Origin of the sequence: Dubosiella muris (genome assembly GCF_004793885.1) — a bacterium.
Lineage (GTDB): Bacteria > Bacillota_I > Bacilli_A > Erysipelotrichales > Erysipelotrichaceae > Dubosiella > Dubosiella muris.
Genome location: NZ_SRYG01000017.1, coordinates 15,248 through 33,356, shown reverse-complemented (window position 1 = coordinate 33,356; position 18,109 = coordinate 15,248). Strand labels below are relative to the sequence as shown.

Sequence of the window (18,109 nt, the reverse complement as noted above, 5' to 3'; positions counted from 1 at the left end):
CTTCGATCATTTTCTCTATTGTAGCACAAATCCCGGAAACGCTTATTTCCGGGAAAATTTTGCTCGTTTGATTTTTTGGCGCACTTTCTTTTGCTCGCGCAAATCGCGAATCTTGAAAAAGCGCGACATCACTTGCCCGGCGTACATCAAAAACAAGATCGTCGCCGCGTCCAAAACCAGCGTCGCCGCCTCGACGCGCAGCATCCACGTCAAAAAGCGAGGATAACCGCTTGAAAACAGGCGCAGCGTCACGTAAGGAAGCAAGTCGAACAAAAACGCGAACGCCCAATAAATCCAAAACTTCCGCGGCTCGGTGCACATCCACGGCCGCAGACAGCCGATCAAGTACGCGCCAAGGGCGAAAAGAACCATATAGATCAAAAACGTGTTCGCGAACAAGGCGTCGAACAGCGCGCCAATCAAGGCGCCAATGAGCACCCGGTTCAGCCATTCCTTATCGTGCAAATAAATGAGCGTTCCAATGAACGTGAAATGCGGAATGACGCTGTACGCCGTATACGTGAAGTCGATAGGAAATCCGAACGTGATCAAGGAGTCGATCAATCCAAGACCGAGAAATCCAATGACGATGATTTGCGTTTTTTTCATGATTTCTTGTTCCCGATCACAGTCACGTAATTGAAGCTTTGCATGTTGGAAACCGGCTTGACGTAAATCGTGGAAATGATCGCGTCGTCGTTCATCACCGTGTCCGTCACCGTGCCGATAAACACGCCGCCCGGGTAGTTGCCGCCCTTGCCGCTCGTCGCGACTTGCGCGCCATTGGTCACCGTAGCGTCATGATCGAACAAATTGACAGTGTACGCTTTTTTCGCGCTGTCGTACGACTGCATCACGCCCTCGATCGTTGTTCCGTCGTCAAGCGGGATCTCGATCGCGATGTCGTTGTGCAGCTTGGGCGACGTCAGCAGACGCACCGTGCTGGTCGCAGTTTCGACATGCTCCACAAGGCCGACGACGCCTTGCGAAGTCGCCACGAGCATGTTTTCCTTCACGCCTTCGTTTTTTCCGGCGGAAATCGTGAAGAGCTGGTTCCAGTTTTGGATGGAGCGCTCAAGCACGACGCAGTGGATGCGGGTCGCGTCCGGCAAATCGTTTTGCATGTCGAGCATTTCCTCCAGCTCCTGGTTTTTATTTTTTTCGTCCTGGTACATCGTCTGGTAGCTGCGCTGGATCGCGAGCTCCTCGTTGAGATAGACGTTGTCGTCATAAACGTGCCAAAGGTTGGCCACATCGGAGATCGCGCTGCCCAGCGAAGTCATCGGGTAGTCGATCAATCCGTATTTGATGTATGTCCACGCGCTGTATCCCGGGTTTGTCATCGTATTTTGGCGCAAGCCAAGCATCAGGCAACCAAAAACGATTAAAAACGCGTTCGCGCTCACCAATATTCTTTGAAGTCGATTCAACTTTTTCATTTCTTCCCCCAAATCATTTGGCTTTATTATAACGAGTTCCTTCCAGAGATTCAACGAAGAGCGTCGTGTTGTTTGAAAGAGTAATACCGGTCTTTTCCAACGATGATGTGGTCCATGATTTGAATGCCCATCGTGTCCGCGACCTCCAAAAGGCGCGTCGTCGTCTTGCGGTCGTCCTCCGAAGGGGTGACATCGTTGGATGGATGATTGTGCACGAGCAAAATCGCGTGCGCGTTTTGCAAAAAAGCCTCCTTGAATATTTCTCTGGGATGGACAAGCGAGGCGTTCAGGGAGCCTTTGAAAAGCGTTTTGTGCGTGATGATCTTTCCTTTCGTATCCAAATAAACGCAAACAAAGTGCTCCTGCTTTAAAACGCCGTACTCCATCTCGAACCAGACCGCCACGTCGGCGGGGCTCTCGATGGAAAACATGTAGGAGCGCGCTTTCATCGCCCGTTTGCTCAACTCCAGAGCCGCCACGATTTGCAGCCCTTTCGCCTCGCGGATCCCGTCAATTTGCATGAGCTCTTCCAGCGTCATGTCGGTCAGCCGGCTGAATCCTTTCGACTGGCGGACCAGATCGTGGGCGATTTGATCCACGGTCCGCTGCTTGTTGCCGCTCGATAAAATCAAAGCGGCGAGTTCGGCGTCGCTTAGCGTGCCGATGCCGTCGCGCAGGGCTTTTTCCCTGGGACGCTGCATGTGTTCCATTTCTTTTATTCTCATACCTTTATATACGACAAAAAAGAGAAAAAGTGCCCTAAATCGTTCGATTTTTTTCTTTTTTTTGCAATTCGCGCCCTATGGTCGCCAGCATCGTCCCATAGCAAGCGATGCCGCCCGCGAAATTCGAGATCGCCTCCGCCACAAACACGCCGTCGACCCCCAGCCAAAAAGGAAGCAAAAACGTCAAGGGAACGACCACGATGACTTTGCGGAAAATCGAAAAGAAAATGGCCTGCTTTGACTTCCCCAGCCCAATCGCCACGGACTGGCCGCTCATTTGAAAAGCCATCATGAAAAAGCCAAAAAAATACAGCCGGCTCGCCCTGACTCCATGCGCCAGCACTTGCGGATCGTCGGTAAAGATTCGAAACAAGCCGTGCGCGCCAACGACAATCAAAAGCCAAAATACAAACATGGATCCCAACGTGAACAAGGTGACGCTGCGAATGCCTTGCAGCACTCTTCGATAGCACCCCGCCCCGTAGTTGAATCCAAGAACCGGCTGGCTGGCGTTGGCGAACCCTTGCCCGGGCAGCGAGGCGAGCTCTCGCAGCGAGTTGATGACGGTCATCACGGCGATGTACAAGTCGCCTCCCCACCGCAAGAGCACGTTGTTGCACACGATTGTGACGATGGAGTTGGTCATCGACATCATGAATCCGGCCAGTCCCAAGGATGTAATTTGGCCCACGATCGAAAAATCGACCGAAAGGCGGTTCCATTCCAGCCGGACGATGGAGCGAGACGACGTCAAAAAGCGCAAAGTCCACGCCATGGAAACCGCCTGCGAAACAATCGTCGCGATCGCGGCGCCCGCCACGCCCAGCCCGCAGCCGAAAATGAGAATCGGATCCAGCACAATGTTGAGAATGGCGCCAATCACGACGGTCATCATCCCGGTTTTTGCGAAGCCCTGGGCGTTGATAAAGGCGTTCATGCCCAGCGCGATCAAGACAAACGGCGTGCCCAGCAAGTAAATGGATAAATACGTTTGGGCGTAGGCGATCGTCGAGGAGCTCGCCCCAAATCCAATCAAGAGCGGCTTGCAAAACAACAGCCCGCCTCCCATCAGCAAGACGGAAAGAAAAACCAAATAAACTAGCGCGTTGGCTAAAATACGGCGCGCCAAATCGAGGTCCTTTTTTCCGCGGGCGATGGAAACAAGCGGCGAGCCGCCCATCCCGACTAAATTGGCGAACGCGATCCCGATCGTGATGGCGGGCAGGCACACGCCCAACGCGGACATGGCCTCGGTCGCGTGTCGGCCAAGACGGCCGATATAAATCCGGTCCACCATGTTATAAAGCAAATTGATGAACTGGGCGAGAATCATCGGCCCGGCCAGGGCGACGATGTGCCGGGAAACGCTTCCCCGGGAAAAATCGTTGGTGTTTGTCATGATCGCATCCTTCTTTCTTGTTTGATTATACTGCGGTTTGAGGCGCTCACAAAAAAAGAAGCGAATTTGCGCTCGCTTCCTTCTCTTTTATTTGCAGTGTTTGATAAACGCTTTGTACGCTTTTTTCGCTTCAAACACATCGGCCTTGCTCGACAGCTCGAATGGCGAATGCATGCTTTGCAGCGCGACGCCCGAGTCGATGACCTGCATGCCGTAGTTCGCTAAAATATAGGCGATCGTTCCGCCGCCGCCCTGGTCGACTTTGCCAAGCTCGCTCGTTTGCCAAACGACATGAGCGTCTTCGAAAATCTTTCTCAGCTTCGCGATGAATTCCGGATTCGCGTCGTTGGAACCTCCTTTGCCGCGGGAGCCCGTGTACTTGGCAAACGACAAGCCGTGTCCGAATTTCGCCATGTTGTCGTGCGGGCTCGAAACGGATGGATAGTTCGGATCGTGGGCCGCGCACACGTCGTTGCTTAAGGCGTACGAGTTTTGGAGGGCGCGGCGGACTTTCAAATCCGAATACTCGCCCATGGCTTCCAAAATTTCCGCGATCATGTTTTCAAAAAATCTGGACTGCATGCCGGTCGCGCCGACGCTGCCGATTTCCTCCTTGTCGACGAACAAACCCGCCGCGCTGCGATCCAGCGTGTCCTGCTCAAGCATCGCGATCAGCGACGTGTAGGCGCAAACCCGGTCGTCCTGTCCGTACCCAAGCACCATTGAGCGATCCAGTCCGGCGGAATGCGCTTTTCCATGCGGCACGATTTCCAGTTCGGCGGATACGAAATCCTCCTCGTCGATGCCATACATTTGGTTCAGCAGCGCGAGAACGTTTTTCTTGACCGCGTCTTTTTCCTCGTCGCTTTCCGGAATGGAACCGACGATCACATCCAAATTGTCGCCTTCCACAAATTCCGAGGCGTTGTTTTTCATTTGGTCCTTCGCCAGATGCGGCAAAAGATCGGTAATACACAGCACCGGATCCTCGGCGTGGTCGCCAATCGACACGTCGATTGTCGTGCCGTCTTTCAGGCACACGACGCCATAAAGCGCCAGCGGCAGCGCGAGCCACTGGTATTTTTTGATTCCGCCATAATAGTGGGTGTCAAAGAAGGCGAGTCCGTCGGCTTCGTACAGCGGGTGCTGCTTCAAATCCAGGCGCGGCGAGTCGATGTGGGCCCCGACAATGTTCAAGCCCTTTTCAAGCGGCTCATTGCCAATGTGGACGAGCGCCACGGACTTGTTCATCATATTGAAGTACACTTTGTCCTGCGGTTTGAGCGTTTCATGATGAAGGATCACGTCCTCCATGTTTTTGTATCCAAAGCCTTTGGCCAGTTCGATAATCATTTTTGTGCAAAGGCGTTCCGTCTTGCCTTTTGAAATAAAGTCAATATACGCGTCATTGAAATCCATGACTTCCTGTTTTTCCTTTTCGGAATACGTTTTCCATGCGTTTGTCATTCAATACTATCCTCCATGCGGTTGAATAATCGTTTCGAAAGCCCGATTTTTTCCGGCAGCGTGTTCATCCAGGCAATCGTTCCGGCCTCGCCGCGGTTGAGAAGCCCGCGTTGTTCCAAAAGCGCCTTGACATGCCGGGCCGTGCCCTCGTTGCCGTCGATCAGCTCGATGGAATCTTGAAGACGTTGCGCGAGTTTCTTTTTGAAAAACACGAAATGGGTGCATCCGAGCACGATGGAGTCGACATCCGGCGCCTGGGCCAAATACGCGTTCATCGCGGCCTGGGCGCGCACGTCGTTGTCCAGATCGTCTTCTTCGACGATGCGGACGAGCTGCGGACAGGCGACTTTGTGGATTTCGTGCTTTTCATCAAACCGGTGCATGAGCGCTGCGAATTTCTCCTCTTTCAACGTGAAATCCGTCGCCCATACCGCCACGCGCTGCGGCTGCGGCCGATCGCACGCCACTTTCAGCGCCGGTTCCATGCCGATGATATCCACATCGTACGTGTCGCGCAGCTGGTTGACGCAGGCGCTTGTCGCGGTATTGCACGCCACGACAATCATTTTCGCGCCGCGGCGAATCAGCTCGTCGCAAATCGCGAGGCATCGCTGGGTGATTTCCTCCTTCGTTTTTGTTCCATACGGGTTGTATTGCGAGTCGCCGAAATAAATCAGGTTCTCGCCCGGAAGCAAGGTGTGGATCGCGCTCAATACGCTGATCCCGCCAAGCCCGGAATCAAATACGCCAATCGGACTTTTCGAATCCATATTCAAACCTCCATATGGGACTATTATAGCACAATCGAAACCGAGCGGAAGCGCGAGTCCAAACACAAAAAGAAACGCCTAACTCGAATGGCGTTTCTTTCAATAAATCCTACAGCTAAAATCGTTCTTTTTTTAGGGATTGGAAAGCACGTCGACTATGACTACCTAGGAAAGCATAGCTTAGTCTGCAGGAAACAAATGGTCTTCTTTTTCTAGTTTCATTATAGCCCACTTTTCAAAGAAAATCTTTTTTCGGCTTCTTTGGTTCGTTTCGTGGCTTTTGCGGTTTTTCCCCTCACAAATTTTCGATTGGTTTGCGTTCCGCTTTCAAATTGTGGGTCTTTTTGTCCCTTTCCTCCATCACGGCGTGGATATCATCCAGCGTGATGCCAAGCTCCGCCATCAAAACGAGTAAATGGTAAATCAAGTCCCCGTATTCGTTGATGACCTCCTCTTTGTCGTGCTTGCAGCTGGCGATGATGACTTCCGTGCTCTCCTCGCCCACTTTCTTCAAAATCTTTTCCAGTCCTTTTTCAAACAAGTACGTCGTGTAGCTGCCTTGCTCCGGATTGGCTTTCCGGTCCAAAATCGTTTCAAACACGCGCTCGTAAACATTCATGCTCATCGTTTTATTTCTCCTTGCCTACTCTTCATCCAATTCCCGATAAAAACAAGACCGGTGCCCGGTATGGCACGCCGCGCCCACTTGCTCGACTTCCAGCAGCAGCGTGTCCTCGTCGCAATCCACATGAATCGCCTTGACATGCTGATAGTGGCCGCTTGTCTCGCCCTTGGTCCACAACTCGTTTCGCGAACGCGACCAGTACGTCGCCAACCCCGTCTTTCGCGTCTTTGCCAGACTTTCCTCGTTCATGTAAGCCAGCATCAGCACTTCCTTGCTGTGGACATCCTGAACGATCACCGGAACCAGGCCGTTTCCCTTTTTAAAATCCACTGTGATCATGGCCGAACCAACACTCCTTTTTTCTCCAAATACGCCTTCACGTCTTGCACCGTCAGCTCGTCGTAGTGGAACAAGCTGGCCGCCAGCGCCGCATCCGCTCCATCCTGCTCGAACACGTCGAAAAAATGCGCCAGGCTGCCGCAGCCACCCGAAGCGATGACCGGCACGTTGACCGCCTCGCGAACCGCTTTGCACAAGGCCAGGTCGAATCCTTCCTTCGTGCCGTCGGCGTCCATGCTCGTCAGCAAAATTTCGCCCGCGCCCAGACGCACGCCTTCTTTGACCCATTCCAGCACGTCCTTGCCGGTGTCGATGCGTCCGCCATGGACGACCACGTTCCAGCCCGAGCGATCCGGCCGCATTTTCGCGTCGACCGCCAGCACGATGCACTGGTTGCCAAACATTTCGGCGCCCTGGCGAATAAGATCCGGGTTGGAAACGGCGGCCGAATTGAGCGACACCTTGTCCGCGCCCGCCAGTAAAATCGTCCGGATGTCCTCGATCGTTCGAATCCCGCCGCCGACCGTAAAGGGAATGTAAATTTCCCGCGCCACGGATTCGACCATCGCCTTCATCGTTTTGCGGCCTTCATGCGTCGCGGTGATGTCCAGAAAGACGAGCTCGTCGGCGCCTTGCTCGTAATATTTCTTGGCGTACTCTACCGGATCGCCAAGCTCCTTCAAGCCGACAAAGTTGACGCCTTTCACGACTTTGCCATCCTTCACGTCAAGACATGGAATGATTCGTTTCGTCAGCATGCCGCATCTCCCGCGCACGCATCCAGCGCCTCCTTCAAGTCCAGCGTGCCCGCGTACAAGCTTTTTCCCGCGATCGCGCCATCGACATCCAGCCGCCGGAGCGCCTCGATATCCCCGATATCCTTGACGCCGCCGGACGCGACGATATCCAGACTGACATGCCGTTTTAATTGTTCAAGCATGTCCAAATTCGGTCCCGCCAGCGTTCCGTCTTTGGAAATGTCGGTAAACACGATCGTTTGCACGCCAAGCTGTTCCATTTCGATCGCGAAATCCAAATAATCCACGTCGCTTTGATCCAGCCAGCCCGAAGCGCACACTTTTCCGTCTTTGCAGTCGACGCCCACCACGATCCGTTCGCCGTAGCGTGCCAGCGCCTCCTTCAAAAACGCCGGATCCTTCAGCGCGGCCGTTCCTAAAATCACCCGGTCCACGCCAAGATTCAAATACGCCTCCACATCTTCCATCGTTCGGATACCGCCGCCGACTTCCACGCGCAGCTTCGTTTCGCGAACGATCGCCTCGATTAAATCGCCGTGGATCCGCTCGCCTTTTTTCGCGCCGTTCAAATCCACGACGTGCAAATACCGGGCGCCTGCCCGGGCGAACGCTTGCGCGATTTGCAGCGCGTCCTCGCCCACTTGTTCCTCTTTGGCATAGTCGCCTTGATACAGCCGGACCGGTTTGCCGTCCAGCAAATCAATCGCTGGTATCACTTTCATAAAATCCCCCTTCCAAACGCGTCCAAAATCGACAAGCCGACTTTTCCGCTCTTTTCCGGATGAAACTGGGTGCCGACGACATTTCCTTTTTTGACGACGCCGGGCACGAGATAGCTTCCGTACCGCGAATACGCCATCAAATCCTCTGGATCCAGCCCAACTCCGTAATAGGAATGATCATAGTAGACATACGAAGGCTCGACGGGCGCAAAGCCGCCGGTTTCGTTCCATTCCAAGGCGTTCCAGCCAATGTGGGGCACGCGCACATCCGTTTTCGACATGAACACGACTTTTCCATTCAAAAAACCAAAACACGGCACGCCGCCATTTTCCTCGCTGGACTCAAACAACGCCTGCATACCAAGACAAATGCCTAAAATCGGGATTTGTTTTTGTTGGACCTGCGTCTTGATCCACGCCGCCAGTCCGCTTCGGTTGAGCGTGTCCATGCAGTCCTTGATCGCGCCGACTCCCGGCAAAATGAGCCGGTCGCATCGCTCTAAAACCGCCTTGTCGTTGGAAACGATCGCTTCCAGCCCTAAGTGGTCGCACGCGTTTTTGACGCTGTGCAAATTGCCCATGCCATAGTCGATGATGCCAATCATTCCAGCACCCCCTTGCTCGACACGACCCGGTCGCTCTCGACGCGCACCGCCTCCTTGAGCGCCCGCCCAAACGCCTTGAATACCGCCTCAACTTTGTGATGGTCGTTCGTTCCGTACAACACGTTGATATGCAGCGTCATGCCGCAGTTCATGCAAACCGCCCGGAAAAACTCTTCCGTCATTTCCGTCGAGTACTCGCCGATTTTTTCCCGGTTCAGCTCGCAATGGTACACCAAATACGGCCGGCCGCTTAAATCCAGCGTCACGTTGCACAAGGTTTCGTCCATCGGCAGCATAAACGTGCCATACCGGTGAATTCCCCGCTTGTCGCCAAGCGCCTCGCGAATGAGCGTGCCCAGCACGATCCCGCAATCCTCGATCGTGTGATGGTCGCACACCTCCAAATCGCCTTTGGCGCGCATTGTCAAATCAAATCCGGAATGAAACGCGAACAAATCCAGCATATGGTCGAAAAAACCGATTCCCGTCCGGATCTCGCTGCGTCCTTCGCCTTCCAGACAAAGCGCGCCGCGCACTTCCGTTTCTTTCGTGATGCGTTCCAGCTCAAACATCCGCATCGCTCTCATCCACCTTTCTTATGATTTCCAGCACCTGGTCGTTTTCCGCCACGCTGCCAATCGTGATCCGGCAATACGGCTTGCCGGCGTATTCGCGTACGACGATGTTGCGCGCCTTGAAAGCGGCCAGCAAATCGTCTAACCCCTCGCCTTCCACAAGCACGAAATTGGCGTGGGAAGGATACAGCGTGAACCGGCGCAGCGAAGGCGCCAGCTCGGCAAACCGCTCCCGCTGCCGGCAAATTTGCTCGACGCGCCCCGCAAACGTGGCGGCGTGCCGCAAAAGGATCTCGCCAATCGTCTGCGTCGTTCGGGACACGTTGTAAGGCACATTCAACGCGCCAAGCTTTTGTATGTTTTCCGCCCGGCTCAGCAAAAAGCCCAGCCGGATGCCCGCGGCGCCATACGCTTTGGACAAGGTGCGCGTCACGAACAAGTTCGGATACTGGTCAAGCAAGCCGACAACGCTTTCATCGGCGAACTCCATATACGCCTCGTCGATGACGACCGGCACGTGCCGTATCGTTTGAAGCAGCTTCTCAATGTCCGCGCCAGACACAAGATTGCCTGTCGGATTGTTGGGGTTGGAAAACAAAACCATGTCCGCGTCCTTGGCGAACGCGACAAACGCGTCCATGTCCAGCGGTTTTCCCGCCGCGATCGGATATTTTTTGATCGTTCCCCCGTACATCGACACATAGTAGTCATACATCCCGAAATCGGGCGCGAGGGTCGCCAGTGTTTTCCCTTCCGCCATCGCGCAGCCAATGAGCAGGCCAAGCATCTGGTCGCTGCCATTTCCGCAAAGCACCATGTCCGGCTCGACACCGACGACTTGGGCGTACGCCTCCTTGAGCGAGCGGTACGAGTCGTCCGGGTAGCGATGAAATAACGTAGTGTCCAGAGACGCCTTAATTTCCGTCAAAATTTGCTCGTCGAAATTGGTCGGCGACTCGTTGGCGTTCAGCAAAACTCCTTCCTGCACGTGCGCCTCGTAGGCGGACACCGCCTTGTTACGCGCACTCATCGTTCAGCCTCACTAAAATCGCGTTGGCGTGGGCGTCCAGTTTTTCCTCTTGCGCCATTTTCACGATCATCTCGCCATACGTCTGAAGCGCCTCTTTGGAGTAGTGGAGATAGCTCGACTTTTTTATAAAGCTGTCCACGCCCAGCGCGCTGGAAAAACGCGCCGTTCCGCTCGTTGGCAAAACGTGGTTCGTGCCGCCAAAGTAGTCGCCTACGCTTTCGCACGTGTAGTAGCCTAAGAAGACGCTGCCCGCGTGCTTCACAAGACCTAGCGCGCTCATCGGATCGGCAATCATCAGTTCCAAATGTTCAGGGGCGATCATGTTGGATATTTCGATGGCTTCCTCAATGGTATCGCAAACAATCGAATGTCCGTGGTCCGCCAGCGACTTTTCCACGATTTCCCGCTTTGGAAGCACGGCGCTTTGCGCTTTGAGCTCGGCGTTGACGAGGTCGACAAGCTTGGCGTCCGTCGAAATCAGGATCGAGCACGCCATCGGATCGTGTTCGGCTTGCGACAGCAAATCGGCCGCCACGTATTTTGGGTTCGCGCCCTGGTCGGCGACGACTAGAATCTCGCTTGGTCCGGCAATCATGTCAATGTCGACTTTGCCAAACACGAGCTTTTTCGCCGCCGCCACGAAAATGTTTCCCGGCCCGACGATTTTATCCACCGGCCGGATCGTTGGCGTGCCATAGGCTAGCGCGGCGATGGCCTGGGCGCCTCCCACCTTGTAGATTTCCTGAATGCCAGCCAGTTTGGCCGCGTACGCGATGTTGGGATGGATCGTTCCGTTGGGTCCGGGCGGCGTGACCATCACGATGCGCTTGACGCCGGCGACATGCGCCGGAATGGCGTTCATCAAGACGCTACTTGGATACTGGGCGCGTCCGCCAGGCACATAAATGCCGACGGAATCCAGCGGAATGACACGTTGTCCTAAATAAATGTTCATTTCCTTTTGGAGCAGGAAGGCGTTTTGTTTTTGGGCCTGATGGTAAAACTCGATGTTTTCCTTCGCCCGGCGCATCGCTTCCATAAACGCCGGATCGCATTGCCGGATGGCTTCGTCGAGCTCCTGCTCGCTGACTTGCAGATTTTTCAAGTCGATGCCGTCGAACTGGCGCGTCAGCTCAAACAGCGCCGCGTCCTTGTCGTTTCGGACCTGGTCGATGATCCGGGTCGCCGCCATTAAAATATCGGCGGAAATTTCCTGGCTGCGTTCGCTGACGTATTTCATCAAAGTTTGCGAGTCGTTTTTATTGAGTGCTTTGAGCATTGTTTTTCACCACACTTTCCAGATCTGCGATCAGATCGAGTATTTCTTTTCTTTTCAGCCGAAACGACGCCTTGTTGACAATCAGACGGGCGCTGATCGGGCAAACGGTATCCAGAACGATCAATCCGTTTTCACGCAGCGTCGTACCCGTTTCCATGATGTCGACGATGCCGTCGCACAAGCCAAGCAATGGGGACAATTCGACGGATCCGTCGATTTTGATGATTTCGACATCCATGCCGCGCCCCAAAAAGTAATTTTGCGCGACTTTTGGATATTTCGTTCCGATTTTGACGTGTCCGACTTTGTTGAACAAGTCGTTTTCCGGCAGGGAGGCGACGATAAACTTGCATTTTCCAATGTCTAGATCGAGCAGCTCGTAATAGTCCGAACCACCTTCCAGAAGCGTGTCCTTGCCGACCACGCCGACATCCGCCACGCCGTGCTCGACGTACGTGATGCAGTCGTTGGCTTTGACGAGAAAATATTCCAAATCTTTTTTCGTGTCCGCGAACACGAGAGCGCGGCCCTTGTTTTTGAGCGCCTCGGTTCCGTATCCGCATTGATCCAGCATCTCGACCGTGTTCTTTTCCAGTCTTCCTTTTGTCAGTGCCATGGATAATGTCATGCTTCGACCTCCTTGATTATGATTTCATCCGTAAATCCGGGAACGAGTTCCACGATTTGCTCGCGGCGCAAATCCCGCGCCAGCTGCATCGCTTCCACTTTTTGGCGAGGACCGTAAATCAGGCGCACCTTCGCCCGTTTTTCGGGCGCTTCGATGTGGTCGATCAGCGCGTCGAGCTTGAACGAGAAACCGCAAGCCGGCAAGTCGTTTCCAAACACCTTCAGCAGCTGGTCGTAGCGACCGCCGCTGAGCACGCTTGTGCCCGCGCCTTCGATAAATCCTTCGAAAATGATGCCGGTGTAATAGTCGAGATGGGCGATTTTTCCTAAATCGAACTGGACGTGCCGGCCATAGCCCAAAGCGGTCAACTCATCCGCCAGCCCTTTGAGCTCGATGACGATTTCCCGCAGCGCCGGCGTAAACGCGCATCCGTACGCTTCATCCAGCATGTCTTGTCCACCGCTGAGCAGCGGAAGGCGCAAAAAGAACGCCGTGATCGTGTCGTTTAAATCGAGCGCCTGCAAATAGTCCTTGAGCTCGACCATGCTTTTGCGATCAATCAAATCCGCCAGCTTCGTTCTTTGCTCCTCCGAAAGCCGCGCGCTGCGGCACGCCTCGTCGAAAAAGCGAACCGTTCCGATTTCCAAAATGTGCGAAGGCAAGTCAAGCGCCTGCAACCCGTCCAGCGCGCACGTAAGCACTTCCAAGTCGGAATGGGAATCCAAACCAATCAATTCGACGCCGCAGTCGGTCGCCTCGCTTTGTTTGCCGGCCAAAGACGGGCGCACTTTGTACACGTTGGCGCAATAATGCAGACGGAACGGCCCCATCTCGTCTTGAAAGCGCGTCGTCACCGCTCTGGCGATCGGGACGGTCATATCCATGCGCAGCGCCAAAATATCTTGCGAGCGATCGAAAAACTTGTACATTTCCTGGTCGTTGAGTGTGTTGAACGCGTTGGAATACGTCTGGTAATACTCCAAAACCGGGGTGACGATTTCCTCGTAGCCATACGACGCAAACACTTCGTTCAAAATCGCTTTCACTTTGTTTTTTTTCGTGCACTCTTCCAGGATCGAGTCTCGAAACCCGGCGGGAAGTTTGATTTGATTCATCTTATCTCTCCTTTTTTACAAAAAAAGCTTTCATCCAAAGGACGAAAGCTAAACTTACGTGGTTCCACCTTACTTCGCGTCGATTTCACAATCGGCGCCTTCGCGGGTATTGATCATACGCCAGGCCGGATAACGACTGCCAGTCGACATTCCCTACTTCGTTCAAGAATGTAGCTCGAGGATGTGTTTCGGATCGTTCCGCTCTTCTTTTCCACCAACCAAGAAGTCTCTATCAACATCCGGAATCGTACTCTTCCTGTCATCGCTGATTCAATATATAGCTTAGATTAAGCTGTTCGTCTTTAATTGTCAAGAATTTGTCTTTTGTGCGTTTCGAATATAGTTCAAGGCCCCGCCCGCCTTCAGGATCGCGAAATCCGCCGGGCTGATTTGCGCCCTCACCGGGATGCGACGCGCCTTCGTTTTATTGTATATCGCGTAGTCTGCGCCCGTTTCCAAACCATGCACGTCTTCAAAAACAAGCTCGTCCAAATCGTCAATCGCGTCGTAGTCCGCCTTGTCGGCAAACACAAACGGAATGATACCAAAATTAATAAGATTGGCGAGATGGATCCGGGCGAAGCTCTTGGCGACGACGGCCTTGACGCCTAAATACATGGGCGCCAGCGCCGCATGCTCCCGGGAAGAGCCCTGGCCATAGTTTTCTCCAGCCACAATGACGCCTCCGCCATGCTCGGCGCAAACTTTGTAAAAGTCCTTTTTGTTGTTTTCAAACACGAAAGTGGAAAGCTTTTCAATGTTGGAGCGGTACGGCAGCACTTTCGCGCCCGCCGGCGCGATGTGGTCGGTCGTAATGTTGTCTTCAAGTTTGATAACGACCCGCTTGGCGAAGGAAGTCGGCAGGCTTTCGTTGATCGGAAGCGGTTTGATGTTCGGGCCAAACTGCACTTCGACTTGCTCTGGCTGCTTCGATGGCGCGTAAATGAGCGAGTCGTCCACATACGATGGCTCGGGCGCGAACGTGTCTTCGTAATCCAGCGTCGTCGGATCGGTGAACACGCCCGTGATCGCGCTGGCAGCCGCCGTTTCAGGCGACACAAGATACACCTCGGCCGACAATGTTCCGCTTCGGCCGTAAAAGTTCCGGTTGAACGTGCGCAAGGACACGCCTTCGCTTTTTGGCGACTGTCCCATGCCGATGCAAGGACCGCATGTGCACTCCAAAATGCGGGCGCCCGCGTCCACAAACGTGGCGAACGCGCCGTTTTGAATGAGCTTGCGCATCACCTGGCGGGAACCCGGACTAATGACAAGCGACACGTTTTCCGCGATTTTTCTTCCTTTCAAGATCGCGGCGACTTTCATGAGATCCTCGTAGCCGGAATTCGTACACGATCCAATCGCGACCTGGTCGACTTTTTTGCCCTGCAGCGCTTCGACAGCCTGAATGTTATCCGGAGAATTCGGACAAGCCGCCGCGGGCTTTAACGCGGACAGGTCGATTTCGATGGTCGCGTCGTAAACCGCCCCCTCGTCGGCTTCCAGCGGAACATAGTCCTGCTCTCTTTGCTGCCGCTTCAAAAATTCGCGCGTGATCTCGTCGCTTGGAAACACGGACGTGGTCGCTCCCAGCTCGGCGCCCATGTTCGTGATGGTCGCCCGCTGGTAGACGCTAAGCGTCTTCACCCCCGGACCGGTGTATTCGTAAATGCGGCCGACACCGCCTTTCACGCTTTGAAGACGAAGCAGTTCAAGAATGATGTCTTTCGCGCTCACGCCATGACCGAGTTCCCCGGTTAAACGCACTTCCACGATTTTCGGATACGGGATCCGGTACGGAATTCCCGCCATCGCTTTGGCGACATCCAGTCCCCCGGCCCCGATGGCGATCATCGCCATCGCGCCGCCGGTCGGCGTATGGGAATCCGAGCCAATCAGCGTCTTTCCCGGCTTGGCGAACCGTTCCAAATGAAGCTGGTGGCAAATGCCGTTGCCCGCTTTGGAAAAATAGACGCCATGTTTGGCGGCGACCGACTGCAAATACGCGTGGTCGTCCGCGTTCATATATCCGCTTTGCAGCGTGTTGTGGTCAACGTAACTGACGGACAGCTCGGTTTTGACTTGATCGACGCCCATCGCCTCGAGCTGCATGTAGGCCATCGTTCCGGTCGCGTCCTGCGTCAGTGTTTGATCCATTTTGATTTCGACTTGTTCTCCTGCCTGCGCGCGCCCGCTCACCAGGTGCGCGTCCAGGATCTTTTGAGCTAAAGTTTTCATTGTTCCACCTCTTGTTCCCGATTATAACAAACTTTGAAAGAATTTGAAAATTTTTATGATATAATATGAAAACATATGAAAGGAATATGTATGAACACATTGAAAAGAATCTATCGCGAGAACATGGAAGCCAATCAAATCGACCCTTCCTTGTACGCGCGATACCGAGTCAAACAAGGATTACGCAATGAAAACGGAACCGGCGTCAAAGTCGGCCTGACGAAGATTTGCGACGTGGTGGGCTACCAGATGATCCACGGCCACAAGCACAACATCGACGGCCAGCTCATCTACCGAGGCTACTCCGTGCGGGATCTTGTCAAAATGCAGTCAAAAAAGCCGGTGCAAGGCTACGAGACGGTCGCTTTCCTTTTGATTTTCGGAAAGCTTCCCACCGACCAGGAACTCGCCTTGTTTCGCCAGGCGCTTCACGATGCCGTCAACGCCGACTTTATCCAGGTCGAATACGAGACAAGCAACTTGCTGAACGCCCTGCAAATCGAAATTTTAAAACTGTATGGCAGCGACCCGAATCCGGACCGCGATTCTCTGGAGGAGCGGATGAGCAAAGGCATCTCGATTTTGGGAAGCATTCCCCTGTTTGTGTTTTCCAACTACCACCACAAGCGTTTCGACGCCTATCCTCTTAGCGACAAGGGACTGGCGGAAAACATCCTGGCTCTGGCCAGACAAAGCGACGCCTACACGATTCAGGAGGCGCGCGTCATGGACACGCTGCTCATGCTCCACGCCGACCATGGCGGCGGCAACAATTCCACGTTCGCCAACGTCGTCATCACAAGCACCGGCACCGACATCTACTCGTGCATGAGCGCGGCGATCGGCTCCCTGAAAGGGCCTCGCCATGGCGGGGCGGCCGAAAAGATGAGCGGCCAGTGCGAGATGATCCTGGAGCTTTGCCAAAACGGCTGGGACGACCAAATGCTCGAGGAAATCGCCTACAAGCTGCTGGCCAAGGAGCTGTACGACAAATCGGGGCTGATTTACGGCATCGGCCACGCGATCTACACAAAAAGCGATCCCCGCGCCGTCCTGATCAAGGAGGAATGCCGCAAACTGGCGTATGAGCAAGGCTACGAGGAGGAATTTGAGATTTTCAGCCATTTCGAACAAGCCGCCAAAAAGGCGATGAAGCGCTGCAAAGGCATCGAGTGCTGCGCGAACGTCGATTTTTATTCCGGCTTCGCGTACCGGATGCTCCATATCGAGCCAAGCTTGTTCACCTCCCTGTTCGCGATCGCGCGGACCGCGGGCTGGATCGCCCACCATTTGGAAAACCGCCAGTCCAACCGGAAGCTTATTCGACCGGCGAATATTTATGTAGGAGAAAGGAAAGAATGGAATGAATCAGACGATTACTGTATTTCGCGGTGACGGCATCGGGCCGGAAATCACCGACGTGGTGCTGGATATTCTTCAAACGGCCAAGGCGCCGCTGGAGTTTGAAATTTTCGACGTAGGAGCGGCCGTCTATGAAAAGACGGGCGCCTTTATTCCCGAGGAGGGCTTGAAAAGCTTCGAGAAAAACCGGATTTTGCTGAAGTCGCCCATCACGACCCCGATCGGAACCGGTTTTAAATCTTTGAACGTCACCCTCCGGCAAAAATACGATTTGTGGGCGAACATCCGTCCAGCCAAAACCAACCCGGCGCTGCCTTGCCGTTTTGAGCACGTCGACGTCGTGACGGTGCGTGAAAACACGGAAGACTTGTACATTGGCGAGGAAATCGAAGTCGACGCCGACACGGTGCACGCCATCAAGCGAATCACCCGCAAGGCGAGCGAGCGGATCCTTCGCAAAGCGTTCGAATTCGCCAGGGAAAACGGCCGGAAAAAAGTGACATGTGTCCACAAGGCGAATATTTTGAAAAAAAGCGACGGAATGTTTTTGGGTTTGTTCAATGACATCGCCAAAGACTATCCGGAAATCGAAGCCGACTCCATGATCGTCGACGCCACGTGCATGAATCTTGTCATGCATCCGGAACGCTTTGACGTGATGGTCATGCCAAACCTGTATGGCGATATCGTTTCCGATTTGACTTCCGGCTTGATTGGCGGTCTTGGCTTGCTGCCAAGTTGCAACCGCGGCGAGGACTTCGCAATGTACGAGGCCGTCCACGGAAGCGCGCCGGATATCGCCGGAAAAAACATCGCCAATCCGACCGCGCTGCTGTTGTCGGCGTGCATGATGCTCGACGATTTGGGCTGCAAGGCGTGCGCGCAAACCATTCGGAACGCGCTGGACCAGGTGTTCGCGCAAGGCGAGGTGTTGACGCCGGATCTTGGCGGAAACGCGACGACTACCGAATTCGTCGCCGCGATCAAGGAAAATCTAAACCGCTAAAAGAAAAAGCATAACGACTCGATTTGA

19 protein-coding genes and 1 other annotated feature are annotated in these 18,109 nt (G+C 54.1%); of the genes, 2 read left to right on the top strand and 17 right to left on the bottom strand.

Features of this window, described 5'->3' with window-relative positions; genetic code table 11:
• Positions 1-42 precede the first annotated feature (42 nt).
• The 17 genes from mreD to E5336_RS08505 all read right to left on the bottom strand — a co-directional run bounded on the left by mreD (position 43) and on the right by E5336_RS08505 (position 15,714).
• Positions 43-609: a rod shape-determining protein MreD gene (mreD, locus tag E5336_RS08585; RefSeq protein WP_135980707.1), complete on the bottom strand. Its 567-nt coding sequence runs from the start codon at positions 607-609 to the stop codon at positions 43-45.
• Entirely contained in the window at positions 606-1,439 is an 834-nt protein-coding gene (gene mreC / locus E5336_RS08580) for a rod shape-determining protein MreC (protein WP_277820829.1), read from the bottom strand. The genes mreD and mreC overlap by 4 nt, the downstream gene beginning before the upstream one ends.
• 50 nt (positions 1,440-1,489) lie before the next feature.
• Complete coding sequence (gene radC / locus E5336_RS08575; RefSeq protein WP_135980706.1) at positions 1,490-2,164, bottom strand: RadC family protein; 675 nt, start codon at positions 2,162-2,164, stop codon at positions 1,490-1,492.
• A gap of 34 nt (positions 2,165-2,198) precedes the next feature.
• Positions 2,199-3,563, bottom strand: coding sequence for an MATE family efflux transporter (locus E5336_RS08570; protein ID WP_135980705.1), 1,365 nt, complete (start codon positions 3,561-3,563; stop codon positions 2,199-2,201).
• Positions 3,564-3,650: 87 nt separating this feature from the next.
• Positions 3,651-5,030, bottom strand: a complete 1,380-nt coding sequence (locus tag E5336_RS08565; protein ID WP_135980704.1) for an aminopeptidase — start codon at positions 5,028-5,030, stop codon at positions 3,651-3,653.
• On the bottom strand, positions 5,027-5,800 hold the full coding sequence (gene murI / locus E5336_RS08560; protein ID WP_135980703.1) for a glutamate racemase: 774 nt from the start codon (positions 5,798-5,800) through the stop codon (positions 5,027-5,029). Before murI ends, E5336_RS08565 begins: the two co-directional genes overlap by 4 nt.
• A 295-nt stretch (positions 5,801-6,095) precedes the next feature.
• Complete coding sequence (hisE, locus tag E5336_RS08555) at positions 6,096-6,425, bottom strand: phosphoribosyl-ATP diphosphatase (RefSeq protein WP_422110301.1); 330 nt, start codon at positions 6,423-6,425, stop codon at positions 6,096-6,098.
• A gap of 18 nt (positions 6,426-6,443) precedes the next feature.
• A complete protein-coding gene (gene hisI, locus E5336_RS08550; RefSeq protein WP_135980702.1) occupies positions 6,444-6,764 on the bottom strand; it encodes a phosphoribosyl-AMP cyclohydrolase in 321 nt (106 codons plus the stop codon).
• Positions 6,761-7,522, bottom strand: coding sequence for an imidazole glycerol phosphate synthase subunit HisF (hisF, locus tag E5336_RS08545; protein WP_135980701.1), 762 nt, complete (start codon positions 7,520-7,522; stop codon positions 6,761-6,763). Before hisF ends, hisI begins: the two co-directional genes overlap by 4 nt.
• Positions 7,516-8,244: a 1-(5-phosphoribosyl)-5-[(5-phosphoribosylamino)methylideneamino]imidazole-4-carboxamide isomerase gene (gene hisA / locus E5336_RS08540; RefSeq protein ID WP_135980700.1), complete on the bottom strand. Its 729-nt coding sequence runs from the start codon at positions 8,242-8,244 to the stop codon at positions 7,516-7,518. Before hisA ends, hisF begins: the two co-directional genes overlap by 7 nt.
• The gene (gene hisH, locus E5336_RS08535) at positions 8,241-8,849 is read right to left on the bottom strand and encodes an imidazole glycerol phosphate synthase subunit HisH (RefSeq protein ID WP_135980699.1); all 609 of its coding nucleotides are present in this window, start codon (positions 8,847-8,849) and stop codon (positions 8,241-8,243) included. Before hisH ends, hisA begins: the two co-directional genes overlap by 4 nt.
• The gene (hisB, locus tag E5336_RS08530; RefSeq protein ID WP_135980698.1) at positions 8,846-9,427 is read right to left on the bottom strand and encodes an imidazoleglycerol-phosphate dehydratase HisB; all 582 of its coding nucleotides are present in this window, start codon (positions 9,425-9,427) and stop codon (positions 8,846-8,848) included. Before hisB ends, hisH begins: the two co-directional genes overlap by 4 nt.
• Positions 9,414-10,454, bottom strand: coding sequence for a histidinol-phosphate transaminase (gene hisC / locus E5336_RS08525; protein ID WP_135980697.1), 1,041 nt, complete (start codon positions 10,452-10,454; stop codon positions 9,414-9,416). The genes hisB and hisC overlap by 14 nt, the downstream gene beginning before the upstream one ends.
• On the bottom strand, positions 10,441-11,733 hold the full coding sequence (gene hisD, locus E5336_RS08520; protein ID WP_135980696.1) for a histidinol dehydrogenase: 1,293 nt from the start codon (positions 11,731-11,733) through the stop codon (positions 10,441-10,443). The genes hisC and hisD overlap by 14 nt, the downstream gene beginning before the upstream one ends.
• Positions 11,714-12,361, bottom strand: coding sequence for an ATP phosphoribosyltransferase (gene hisG, locus E5336_RS08515; protein WP_135980695.1), 648 nt, complete (start codon positions 12,359-12,361; stop codon positions 11,714-11,716). Before hisG ends, hisD begins: the two co-directional genes overlap by 20 nt.
• Positions 12,358-13,476 (bottom strand): ATP phosphoribosyltransferase regulatory subunit, encoded by a 1,119-nt coding sequence (gene hisZ, locus E5336_RS08510; RefSeq protein ID WP_135980694.1) that lies wholly within the window; start codon positions 13,474-13,476, stop codon positions 12,358-12,360. Before hisZ ends, hisG begins: the two co-directional genes overlap by 4 nt.
• Positions 13,477-13,510: 34 nt before the next feature.
• Positions 13,511-13,748, bottom strand: a binding site (T-box leader).
• 37 nt (positions 13,749-13,785) lie between these two features.
• Entirely contained in the window at positions 13,786-15,714 is a 1,929-nt protein-coding gene (locus E5336_RS08505) for an aconitate hydratase (RefSeq protein ID WP_135980693.1), read from the bottom strand.
• A 90-nt stretch (positions 15,715-15,804) separates the two neighbouring features.
• Between E5336_RS08505 and E5336_RS08500 the strand changes: the two genes are divergently transcribed.
• Positions 15,805-17,109 (top strand): citrate synthase, encoded by a 1,305-nt coding sequence (locus tag E5336_RS08500; RefSeq protein ID WP_135980692.1) that lies wholly within the window; start codon positions 15,805-15,807, stop codon positions 17,107-17,109.
• The gene (locus E5336_RS08495) at positions 17,078-18,082 is read left to right on the top strand and encodes an isocitrate/isopropylmalate dehydrogenase family protein (protein ID WP_135980691.1); all 1,005 of its coding nucleotides are present in this window, start codon (positions 17,078-17,080) and stop codon (positions 18,080-18,082) included. Before E5336_RS08500 ends, E5336_RS08495 begins: the two co-directional genes overlap by 32 nt.
• The last annotated feature ends 27 nt before the right edge of the window (positions 18,083-18,109 follow it).

What these genes read in the sequence shown, in the direction of transcription:
- mreD (WP_135980707.1), bottom strand. Translation starts at nt 609, where the DNA reads ATGAAAAAAACGCAAATCATCGTCATTGGATTTCTCGGTCTTGGATTG.
- mreC (WP_277820829.1), bottom strand. Translation starts at nt 1,439, where the DNA reads ATGAAAAAGTTGAATCGACTTCAAAGAATATTGGTGAGCGCGAACGCG.
- radC (WP_135980706.1), bottom strand. Translation starts at nt 2,164, where the DNA reads ATGAGAATAAAAGAAATGGAACACATGCAGCGTCCCAGGGAAAAAGCC.
- E5336_RS08570 (WP_135980705.1), bottom strand. Translation starts at nt 3,563, where the DNA reads ATGACAAACACCAACGATTTTTCCCGGGGAAGCGTTTCCCGGCACATC.
- E5336_RS08565 (WP_135980704.1), bottom strand. Translation starts at nt 5,030, where the DNA reads ATGACAAACGCATGGAAAACGTATTCCGAAAAGGAAAAACAGGAAGTC.
- murI (WP_135980703.1), bottom strand. Translation starts at nt 5,800, where the DNA reads ATGGATTCGAAAAGTCCGATTGGCGTATTTGATTCCGGGCTTGGCGGG.
- hisE (WP_422110301.1), bottom strand. Translation starts at nt 6,425, where the DNA reads ATGAGCATGAATGTTTACGAGCGCGTGTTTGAAACGATTTTGGACCGG.
- hisI (WP_135980702.1), bottom strand. Translation starts at nt 6,764, where the DNA reads ATGATCACAGTGGATTTTAAAAAGGGAAACGGCCTGGTTCCGGTGATC.
- hisF (WP_135980701.1), bottom strand. Translation starts at nt 7,522, where the DNA reads ATGCTGACGAAACGAATCATTCCATGTCTTGACGTGAAGGATGGCAAA.
- hisA (WP_135980700.1), bottom strand. Translation starts at nt 8,244, where the DNA reads ATGAAAGTGATACCAGCGATTGATTTGCTGGACGGCAAACCGGTCCGG.
- hisH (WP_135980699.1), bottom strand. Translation starts at nt 8,849, where the DNA reads ATGATTGGCATCATCGACTATGGCATGGGCAATTTGCACAGCGTCAAA.
- hisB (WP_135980698.1), bottom strand. Translation starts at nt 9,427, where the DNA reads ATGCGGATGTTTGAGCTGGAACGCATCACGAAAGAAACGGAAGTGCGC.
- hisC (WP_135980697.1), bottom strand. Translation starts at nt 10,454, where the DNA reads ATGAGTGCGCGTAACAAGGCGGTGTCCGCCTACGAGGCGCACGTGCAG.
- hisD (WP_135980696.1), bottom strand. Translation starts at nt 11,733, where the DNA reads ATGCTCAAAGCACTCAATAAAAACGACTCGCAAACTTTGATGAAATAC.
- hisG (WP_135980695.1), bottom strand. Translation starts at nt 12,361, where the DNA reads ATGACATTATCCATGGCACTGACAAAAGGAAGACTGGAAAAGAACACG.
- hisZ (WP_135980694.1), bottom strand. Translation starts at nt 13,476, where the DNA reads ATGAATCAAATCAAACTTCCCGCCGGGTTTCGAGACTCGATCCTGGAA.
- E5336_RS08505 (WP_135980693.1), bottom strand. Translation starts at nt 15,714, where the DNA reads ATGAAAACTTTAGCTCAAAAGATCCTGGACGCGCACCTGGTGAGCGGG.
- E5336_RS08500 (WP_135980692.1), top strand. Translation starts at nt 15,805, where the DNA reads ATGAACACATTGAAAAGAATCTATCGCGAGAACATGGAAGCCAATCAA.
- E5336_RS08495 (WP_135980691.1), top strand. Translation starts at nt 17,078, where the DNA reads ATGAATCAGACGATTACTGTATTTCGCGGTGACGGCATCGGGCCGGAA.